This window comes from uncultured Blautia sp. (genome assembly GCF_902497045.1).
GTDB lineage: Bacteria > Bacillota > Clostridia > Lachnospirales > Lachnospiraceae > Blautia_A.
On record NZ_CABVDF010000097.1, the window covers coordinates 1 to 9,636 of the forward strand.

The following is a 9,636-nucleotide window of genomic DNA, read 5'->3' on the forward strand; positions in this document are numbered from 1 at the left end:
GATAAAAAGTATTTGTGGACAGGAAAATAATCAGACTGTACAGATTTATAAATAAAGGTGAGGCATTACAGTGGGGAAAAAACAGAAAAGAAACAGGGCAGAGCTTTATTCTCTTCTTCTTCTGGCTGGTGGGAAAAGCAGCCGAATGGGAGAGGATAAGGCAGGACTTCTTCTGGACGGAGAGAGTTTTCTTTCCTGTCAGATAAAAAAAGCGGAGAAGCTGGGAATCAGGGAGGTTTATGTTTCCGGTCATGATGCCGGAGGCTGTGTCTTCCGGAACGAAAAAATAAAAAGCAGAATACATATCCAGGCGATTTCTGATATTTACCGGGAACGGGGACCGTTAGGCGGACTCCACGCCGGTATGAAAGCCATGGACACTCCCTATTGTCTGGTGCTTCCGGTGGATGTGCCGCAGCTTCCGGTGAAGATGCTGGAAGATTTGCTTACTGTTCATGAGGAAAGACTGGGCACAGAGGATCCCGAAGCTTTTCGACATTTGGGGTATGGAAAAACAGACGGTAATGCCGGGAAACCTCTGCTGGCTGTGCATGGAGAACGGACTGAGCCGCTGATGGGGATTTATCCTGTCTGTATGGCTGATTATATTGGAGAACAGATACAAAATGCTTCCGCGCCGGTGTTCCGGATCCTTGATGCATGGGGCTACGATACCTGTCGGATTTCCGTGGAGGAATGGCAGATTCAAAATATTAATACGCCGGAGGATTACCGGGAACTTTTAATGTATATGGAAAAGAGGGACACAAAAAGGAGAGAATTGAATGCTTAATATTTATTACGGAAATATGAAAGAAGCTGTATATAACACAGCTGCTTATTTTAAATATGATTATGAAGACAGTTGGATCGTCGATCCTTTTGTGAAAGAAATGATTCAGGATGTGGATCAGTCAACAGTTCTGGACAGTGGTGTGATTGACAGTCCTGTACTGGGGAAAATTCCTCCCGTTGGATTGTCAGGCGGAGTGAAAACATTGATCCTTGTGAAATTTGATAAAGATAAAGTTTTTAATGTTTCGACCTGCGGGGATAACTGTGCAAAATGGCTGCTCAGGATTGCCGAATCAGAAGATAGGACAGTGAATCTTCTGCACTTGATGGATTTTGGTACAGAACCATTTGCTGTACATGTGTTGAATACAGATCAGATGGCTTATTCGATGGAAGAGCTGGTATCGATAGCCGGGGAGTTTGTTTGACGGAGGTGCAGGACAATGAAGGGAAAGCACAGGGTCATTGTTTCTACTAAACGGTTAAAATATGACTTTGAATTAAAAAGGAATCTGACAATCATCCGAGGTGACAGTGCAACTGGAAAAACTACATTGGTAGATATGATTCGGGATTATGTAAATAATCCATCTGGTACGCCGGTAGAACTGGTATGCGATAAGAACTGTTATGTACTGGAAGGCTCTTTATGGAAAGAACAGCTAGGTGGAATTTCTGACAGTATTGTATTTATAGATGAAGGTAATGAATTTATTCGGACAGAAGAATTTGCAGGTGCGATTCAGAAAACCGATAATTATTATGTGATCGTATCCAGAGAAGCACTGCCAACTTTACCTTATAGTGTAGAAGAAATATACGGAATTCGTACATCGGGAAAGTATGGGACTTTAAAGCAGAGTTATCATGAATTTTATCACTTATATGGGGCAAATACTTATCAAAGAGAGATAACTCCTGAAGTGATTATCACAGAAGACAGTAACTCAGGATATCAGTTTTTTGAGCAGGTATGCAGAGAAAATCATCTGAAATGTGAAAGCATGAATGGAAAATCCAATATATTCCATTATCTGAATATCCATAAAGATGAAAAGGTACTTGTGATAGCAGATGGGGCAGCGTTTGGTTCAGAAATGGACAAAGTTCAGAAATTGATTGCAGACCGAAAAAATGTGGCACTTTATTTGCCGGAATCTTTTGAATGGTTGATACTGTCTTCTGGTATTTTGAAAAAAGGCATTGTAACGGCAATTTTGCGTACGCCATATGATTATGTAGAAAGTGAGAAGTATTTTAGTTGGGAAAGGTTTTTTACGGCGATTCTTATCAACGAGACAAAAGATACTTATATGGCATATCTAAAAAGGAAACTGAATCCGGCATATCTGAGTGATACGGTAAAAGAAGCGATTTTTTCACAAATGATTAACATCAGATTGGATTGGAAGACAAATGATTAAAATCTGTACCGGGAGCTTTTAACGCATATGGAAAAGAGGAACGAGAGATGAGAGAGGGAATTTTGCTTGAGGATGCTCTGGAAGAAATCGAAAAGCGGACAAAGAGGATTACAGAAACAAAAAAAGTGACAGTAAAAGAGGCAGGGGGATTCTGTCTTGCAGAGGATGTTTATGCCGGGACAGATAACCCGCCTTTTCCACGTTCTCCGGTGGACGGATATGCGGTCCGGGCGGAAGACATCCGGGGAGCTGTCCGCGGAAATCCGGCCAAACTTCAGGTGGCAGGCTGTATTTATGCCGGAGATGACGGACAATCCTTTCAGGCGAAGCCGGGAGAAGCCTACCGGATCATGACGGGAGCTCCCTTTCCGCAGGGAACGGATACGGCGGTTAAGCAGGAGGATACGGACTATGGCGAGGACGTGGTGGAAATCTACAGAAGTCAGAAGCCCTGGGATAATTACTGCTTTCAGGGAGAGGATTACAAAAAAGACAGTCTTCTTCTGAAAAAAGGTTCCCGGATCACCTTTGCGGAGCAGGGAATCCTTTCCGGTATCGGCCGCACAGAGGCAGAGGTTTACCGGAAACCGGTGATACGGGTGCTGACTACCGGAGACGAGCTTTGTGAGTCGGGAAGCCCTTTGAAGCCGGGAAAGATCTATGATTCCAATGGGATGATGGTTTCCGCGCGCCTTTGTGAATTGGGTGTGCCTCCCAAGTCGACAGCTCACTGTGCAGACAGTGAGGAGGGACTGGCAAAGGAATTGAAAAAAGCGGCAGAGGACGCGGATATTATTATTACCACCGGTGGTGTTTCTGTAGGGAAAAAGGATATTCTTCACGGAGCTCTGGAAATCCTTGGAGCAGAAAAAATATTCTGGAGGATCCGCCTTCAGCCCGGAACCCCTACGATTTTTTCTGTATATGGGAATACCCTGATCCTTTCCCTTTCCGGCAATCCTTTCGGGGCGATGGCAAACCTGGAGCTTCTTCTTCGGCCTGTGCTGGAGGTCATGACCGGAGATTCTGCATTTGCCATGGAAATGCGCAGAGGAATAATGGAAGTGGATTTTGAAAAAAGATGCCGGGTACGGAGATTTGTAAGAGCTGTGTATAAAGATGGAAAGGTTTCCTTTCCTCAGGGAATTTTTTCGTCAGGGGCGATTGGCACTTTACGGGGATGCAACTGCCTGCTGGACATTCCGGCAGGCAAGGAAAACGTGAAAGCCGGAGAGCAGGTGGCGGTATGGATGCTGTGAGAAAGCCGGAGAAACCTTTTGCGGCTGCAGTAAGCGGCGTGAAAAATTCCGGCAAAACCACTTTTCTGGAAAAGCTGGTAAAGGAACTGACACAAAGAGGATATCGTGTGGCGGTACTTAAGCATGACGGTCATGAGTTTCAGGCAGACAGGGAAGGGACAGATACTTACCGGATGCAGCAGGCCGGGGCGTACGGAACCTGCATTTTTTCTAAAGGACAGTGGCAGTTGGTAAAAAAACAGCCGGAGGTGAAAGTGGAGGAACTTATAGGATTTTTCCCTGAAGCAGATTTTATCCTGCTGGAAGGAATGAAGGATTCCGTTTTTCCAAAATTTGAGCTGGTACGAAAAGGTGTTTCACAAAAAAGTGTCTGTGATGCCAAAACGCTTCTGGCTCTTGTTACGGATACGGAACTGAGACTTCCAGAAATTCCGGTTTTAAATCCGGATGAAATTAAAAAGGCGGCGGATATTTTGATAAAAGTTAGCATAAACAAATGAAAGAACGGGGAAAATCCGAAATATTTTCGGCATTTTCCCTAATTTTATGCCGCAGAATTATTGTAAAACAAAGTCTTCAATGTTAAAATATAAACGAGAATTTAGCTCAAAAAGATAGGAAATCAGTAATTCATATTTCAAGTTAGGAGGGAATAGGTATGGCTTTCAAACAAGTCCAGACAACCTGTGCGTATTGCGGAGCAGGCTGCCAGATTATGTTCACAGTCGATACAGATGCAAACAAGATTGTGGAAGCAGTCCCTGCAGACGGCAGAACTAATGCGGGAACCCTCTGTCTGAAAGGTCATTATGGCTGGGATTATCTGAATGATCCCCAGATTCTTACGAAACGTCTTCGTAAGCCAATGATCCGTAAAGGCGGAAAAAAATCACCTCTCGTAGAGGTTTCATGGGAGGAGGCAATCTCCTATGTAGCGAAACGCCTGGGAGAGATCAAGGAGAAATATGGTCCGGATTCCATTATGGGAACAGGCTCTGCAAGAGGAGCCGGCAACGAGGCCAATTATCTGATGCAGAAATTTATGCGCGCGTGTATCGGTACAAATAATGTCGATCACTGCGCCCGAATATGACATGCGCCTTCGGTAGCGGGTCTACTGTATTCTTTAGGTTCAGGCGCAATGTCAATGGGCATCCCGGAGATCGAGGATGCAGGCTGTTTACTTTGCTTCGGCTATAACGGAGCAGATTCCCATCCGATCGTTGCAAGACGTATTGTCCGCGGCAGACAGAAGGGAATGAAGATCATCTGTGCAGATCCACGTGTGACAGAAACCGCACGTATTTCCGATATCCATCTGCAGCTTAAGGGAGGTTCCAATCTCGCCCTGGTAAATGCAATGGCAAATGTAATCTGGAATGAGGGACTGGCAGATATCAGATTTATTGAAGAACATACTAAGGGATTTGACGAATTTCTGAAAGTAATTGAAAAGTATACACCGGAATATGCAGAACCGATCACGCACATTCCGGCAGATGAAATACGCAGGGCGGCAAGAATGTATGCCACTACCAAACCTGCCATGATCCTTTATGGCATGGGCGTATGTCAGTTTACCCAGGCAGTGGATGTAGTCAAAGGACTTGCCAATCTTGCGCTGATGACCGGAAACTTCGGCGGTCCGTCTATGGGTATCGGTCCGGTACGTGGACAGAACAACGTACAGGGAGCCTGCGATATGGGCGCTCTTCCAAACTCTTATCCGGGTTATCAGAATGTAACAGTACCGGAGATCCGTGAAAAATTTGAAAAGGCATGGGGTGTGCCGCTGTCCGATAAGGTGGGCTGCCCGATCACTCATGTGCCGGAGCGGATTCTTCACGAAAAAGATGAAAAGAAACGAATCCATGCATACTACATATTCGGAGAAGATCCGGCGCAGTCAGATCCTGATCTGGCAGAGGTCAGAGAGGCTCTTGATAAATGTGATTTTGTTGTTATGCAGGATATCTATATGAACAAGACAGGTCTTTATGCAGATGTGATTCTTCCGGCTACTGCGTGGGGAGAGAACGAAGGTATTTATACCTGTGCAGACCGTGGCTTCCAGAGAGTCCGCAAACTGATCGAACCGGAAGGCGACATGCGTCCGGACTGGCAGATCATTGCAGATATCTCCACAGCTATGGGTTATCCTATGAATTACAAAAATACAGAGGAGATCTGGAATGAAATGATCGATCTCTGTCCAAGCTTTACCGGAGCCACCTACGAAAAAATCGAAAAATATGGCGGCGTCCAGTGGCCCTGCCGTGACAAATCCATGGAGGATAGAGGAACGCCTTATCTTCACAAGGATGGTATTTTTGCCACAAAAGATCATAAGGCCCTGTTCTATGGTACAGACTGGCATCCTCCTGTGGAACTGGAAAACGATCAGTATCCTATGACCCTTTCTACGGTTCGCGAGGTAGGTCATTATTCTGTCCGTACCATGACAGGAAACTGCCGTACTCTGCGTAATCTGGAGGATGAGCCGGGATGGGTACAGATGAATACGCAGGACTGTGAGAGAATGAATCTGAAAAAAGGCGAGCTGGTTAAGATACTTTCCAAGAGAGGATACTGCATTACGAGATGCCTTCCTACAGACCGTGTAAAACCTGGTGCAACCTATATGACTTACCAGTGGTGGATCGGAGCCTGTAATGAGCTGACGACAGCCAAGCTGGATCCTATCAGTAATACGCCCGAATATAAATATTGTGCCTGCCGTGTGGAAAAGATCCAGGATCAGGAATGGGCAGAGCGTCATGTGATGGAATTGTATGATGATATCCGCGCCCAGATGGGCATTGATACAGGAAAGGGGGCAGAAGCATGAATTATTTCGTAAAAGGGAACCCTGACCTTTGTATCGGATGCCGCACCTGTATGATCGGATGTGTAGTAGCTCATGAAGGCAAACACATTTTTGAGGTGGATCCGGATTCCTACAGCTTTAATCCGAAGCTCCATATGGTAAAAACAGCACGTTTAAGCGTTCCGGTACAGTGCAAGCACTGTGAAAATCCGGCATGTATGGCAGTGTGTCCGGTGGGCGCAATCTCCCAGAAAGACCACTGTATTGTCATTGATACAGATAAATGTATGGGCTGTAAATCCTGTATGGATGCATGTCCGTTCGGCGCGATTAATATGACAGTCCAGACAGGAAAATTCCAGGCGGACGGGTCTGAGAAAAAAGTGGCAAATAAATGTGACCTTTGCTACGGACTTCCGGGCGGACCTGCCTGTGTAAGAGTCTGTCCTACAGAAGCTCTGACTCTTGTAACAGAGGAAGAACTGGGAGAGGCAATGGAACGCAAACGTATGGAAACCGCCAGAAATGCGTATCGGGAAACGCATCCGCAGGAATAGGAGGTCATAGATCAATGAAAAAAGAAATCGGATCTTTTGTGGTGGGAGACAGTACCAAATGTACTGGCTGCAAAGCCTGTGAGGTGGCCTGCTTTACCGTCCATAACCGTAAAAGCAATCATGTTGGAAATACAGTGGGAACCGTTACGGTTCCCGTAACACCAAGACTGTTCCTGACCAGATTTGATCAGGGATGTATGCCGATCCAGTGTAAGCACTGTGAAGATGCGCCATGTCTGAACGCGTGCAGCAAGGGAGCCATCAGCCGGATCGACCATCAGGTGATCGTAGATGCAGAAAAATGCATCGGCTGTAAAGACTGTATGCAGGCGTGTCCTTTTGGAGCGATTGCTCTTCTTCCTTATGCCAAGGACGGACATCTGGTGGCACAGCCAATGTCTGAGGAGCCAAAAGTCTTTGCATCTAAATGTGATCTCTGTGAGGGAATCGAAGGCGGACCTGCCTGTGTAAGAGTCTGTCCTCATCAGGCGCTCAGACTGGTGGATCCGGAAGCGGAACGGGAAGAAAAAAATATCAGGGCAGCAGAGTCGCTGCTTCTGACAAAAGACTGGAGATAAGGGAGGACAAAATTCATGATAGTAGCAATTGATCAGAATCTCTGTACCGGCTGCCGTGAATGTGCAGAAGTCTGTCCTGCCTATGCCATTGTAGGCGAACAGGGACAGCCTCAGACTATTGATACAGACAGATGCGTGATGTGCGGACAGTGCGTGCAGAAATGTAAATCTTATGTATCCATTCTGACCCATGGAAAAAAAGCCTACGACAGAGTCAAAAAAGAAAGAAACATTCCGGATTCTGTTCAGGAGCCTCTTTTTGCAGCGTATGCGGTCTGCAATCTGGATAAAGTAAAAGAAGCTCTTGCAGATAAAAATAAATTTACCATTGTACAGTGCGCACCGGCAGTCCGAGTTGCCATTGCAGAAGAATTTGGCGCAGATCTGGGAACACTGACACCCGGAAAATTATCTGCGGCTCTTCATACCCTGGGATTTGACAGGGTGTACGATACCAACTTTCCGGCAGATGTGACCATTATGGAGGAAGGCACGGAGCTTGTGAAGCGTGTAACAGAAGGAGGCGTTCTTCCAATGTTCACCTCTTGCTGTCCGGCATGGGTAAAATTCCTTGAGAACAACTATCCGGAGCTTGCCGATCATCTGTCCTCGGCAAAAAGCCCGCAGCAGATCGGCGGAGCCATTTTCAAAACATACGGGGCACAGCTGGAAGGCAAAGAAGGAAAGGATATTTACAGCGTGTCTGTAATGCCCTGTACCTGTAAGGAATTTGAAAGCGGTCGTCCGGAAATGAAGGACAGCGGCTTCCGTGACGTAGACGTGGCCATTACCACCAGAGATCTGGCATGGCTTATTAAAGATATGGGAATTAACTGGGATGCTCTTGAGGATCAGGAGTTTGACCAGCCGCTGGGATTGTATACCGGTGCCGGAACAATCTTTGGCGTTACCGGCGGCGTTATGGAAGCGGCCATTCGTACCGGTTATGAGCTTGTGACCGGACAGCCGATTCCGGATCTTGAGGTAACAGCTGTTCGTGGAACAGAGGGGTTCCGTACCTCTGTGATAAAAGTAGGCGATCTGGATCTGAAGGTGGGAGTTGTTACCGGGCTGAAAAATGTAATTCCGGTTCTGGAGGCAGTAAAAAATGGAACCCTGGATCTTCATTTTATTGAGGTAATGACCTGTCCGGAAGGCTGTGTCAGCGGAGGCGGACAGCCGAAGCTTCTTATGGATACGGACAGAGAAGAGGCTTATGCGGCAAGAAGGGCGGCAACCTTTGCCCATGACAGAGAACTGACCTACCGTAAATCCCATGAAAATCCGGCGATCAAAAAGATTTATGAGGAATTTCTGGAGGAACCAAACAGCCATATCGCGCATCATCTTCTGCATACAAAGTATTGCCTGTAAAATAGAGTTTTTTGCTGATGAAAATGATTTCAGAAACAGCAGGATTTTTTTAATATAAAGATATCCTGCTGTTTTTTACTTTATTTATCTTTTTACATTGCTGTTATGAAGTTTAGAAGAGGCTTCAAAAAGCAATGCGAGAATGACTGTTCTGGAAACACAGACATGCAATGAAAATGCCATTGCTTTTTATAAAAAATATGGATTTAGAATCATAGGGTTTGACTTGTTTGCTTACTCAAATGCAGACCCGGAGCGGAATGAAATCAGAATTGAAATGGGAAAAGCTATGGACTTAAAGTAAAGGAAGTGATTTTAAGTGGAAGGGGAAATTATATGAGATTTCTAAAAAAACATTTTTCAATGTACAGTCATTTGCCAAAAGAAATCTATGTACTGGCTTTTGGCAAGATCATGACAAGCATGGGCGCTTTAATATGGCCCATGCTCACTTTGATCATGAGTGAAAAGCTGGACCTGAATGGACAGACCATCGGTCTGTATATGATGATATTTTCTTTGTTTATGGGACCGTTTTATTTACTGGGAGGCAAACTGGCTGATAAATATAATAAAAAGAATATTATCGTCACCTTTGACTTGATCGGAAACAGTTTGTACTTTGTTTGCGCTACATTGCCCATGTCTATGACTACACTGTATCTGTTAGCCATTGCTTCCTTGTTTCAGTCTATGGAGCAGCCCGCTTATGATGCGCTGATTGCTGATCTGACAACCTACAGGGACCGGGAGAGAGCATATTCCCTGAATTATCTTGCAATGAATTTGGGATTGGTTATGGCTCCGACTATTGGGGGTATT

11 protein-coding genes are annotated in these 9,636 nt (G+C 45.5%); all 11 read left to right on the forward strand.

Features of this window, described 5'->3' with window-relative positions; translation table 11 throughout:
- Positions 1–70 precede the first annotated feature (70 nt).
- On the forward strand, positions 71–793 hold the full coding sequence (locus tag RDS42_RS08475; protein WP_308783272.1) for a molybdenum cofactor guanylyltransferase: 723 nt from the start codon (positions 71–73) through the stop codon (positions 791–793).
- Complete coding sequence (locus RDS42_RS08480) at positions 786–1,223, forward strand: DUF4869 domain-containing protein (RefSeq protein ID WP_308783273.1); 438 nt, start codon at positions 786–788, stop codon at positions 1,221–1,223. The genes RDS42_RS08475 and RDS42_RS08480 overlap by 8 nt, the downstream gene beginning before the upstream one ends.
- Before the next feature lie 15 nt (positions 1,224–1,238).
- The gene (locus tag RDS42_RS08485; protein WP_308783274.1) at positions 1,239–2,219 is read left to right on the forward strand and encodes a translation initiation factor 2; all 981 of its coding nucleotides are present in this window, start codon (positions 1,239–1,241) and stop codon (positions 2,217–2,219) included.
- 47 nt (positions 2,220–2,266) lie between these two features.
- A complete protein-coding gene (gene glp, locus RDS42_RS08490) occupies positions 2,267–3,478 on the forward strand; it encodes a gephyrin-like molybdotransferase Glp (protein WP_308783275.1) in 1,212 nt (403 codons plus the stop codon).
- Positions 3,466–3,978 (forward strand): molybdopterin-guanine dinucleotide biosynthesis protein B, encoded by a 513-nt coding sequence (gene mobB / locus RDS42_RS08495; protein WP_308783276.1) that lies wholly within the window; start codon positions 3,466–3,468, stop codon positions 3,976–3,978. The genes glp and mobB overlap by 13 nt, the downstream gene beginning before the upstream one ends.
- A 158-nt stretch (positions 3,979–4,136) precedes the next feature.
- Complete coding sequence (gene fdhF, locus RDS42_RS08500) at positions 4,137–6,326, forward strand: formate dehydrogenase subunit alpha (RefSeq protein WP_308783277.1); 2,190 nt, start codon at positions 4,137–4,139, stop codon at positions 6,324–6,326.
- Positions 6,323–6,862: a 4Fe-4S dicluster domain-containing protein gene (locus RDS42_RS08505; RefSeq protein ID WP_308783278.1), complete on the forward strand. Its 540-nt coding sequence runs from the start codon at positions 6,323–6,325 to the stop codon at positions 6,860–6,862. The genes fdhF and RDS42_RS08505 overlap by 4 nt, the downstream gene beginning before the upstream one ends.
- 14 nt (positions 6,863–6,876) lie before the next feature.
- Complete coding sequence (locus tag RDS42_RS08510) at positions 6,877–7,440, forward strand: 4Fe-4S dicluster domain-containing protein (protein WP_308783279.1); 564 nt, start codon at positions 6,877–6,879, stop codon at positions 7,438–7,440.
- Between the two features lie 15 nt (positions 7,441–7,455).
- Positions 7,456–8,814 (forward strand): [FeFe] hydrogenase, group A, encoded by a 1,359-nt coding sequence (locus RDS42_RS08515; RefSeq protein ID WP_308783280.1) that lies wholly within the window; start codon positions 7,456–7,458, stop codon positions 8,812–8,814.
- 142 nt (positions 8,815–8,956) lie between these two features.
- Positions 8,957–9,118, forward strand: coding sequence for a hypothetical protein (locus tag RDS42_RS08520; RefSeq protein ID WP_308783281.1), 162 nt, complete (start codon positions 8,957–8,959; stop codon positions 9,116–9,118).
- 32 nt (positions 9,119–9,150) lie between these two features.
- A partial coding sequence (locus tag RDS42_RS08525; RefSeq protein ID WP_308783282.1) for an MFS transporter occupies positions 9,151–9,636 on the forward strand: 486 nt, incomplete at its 3' end.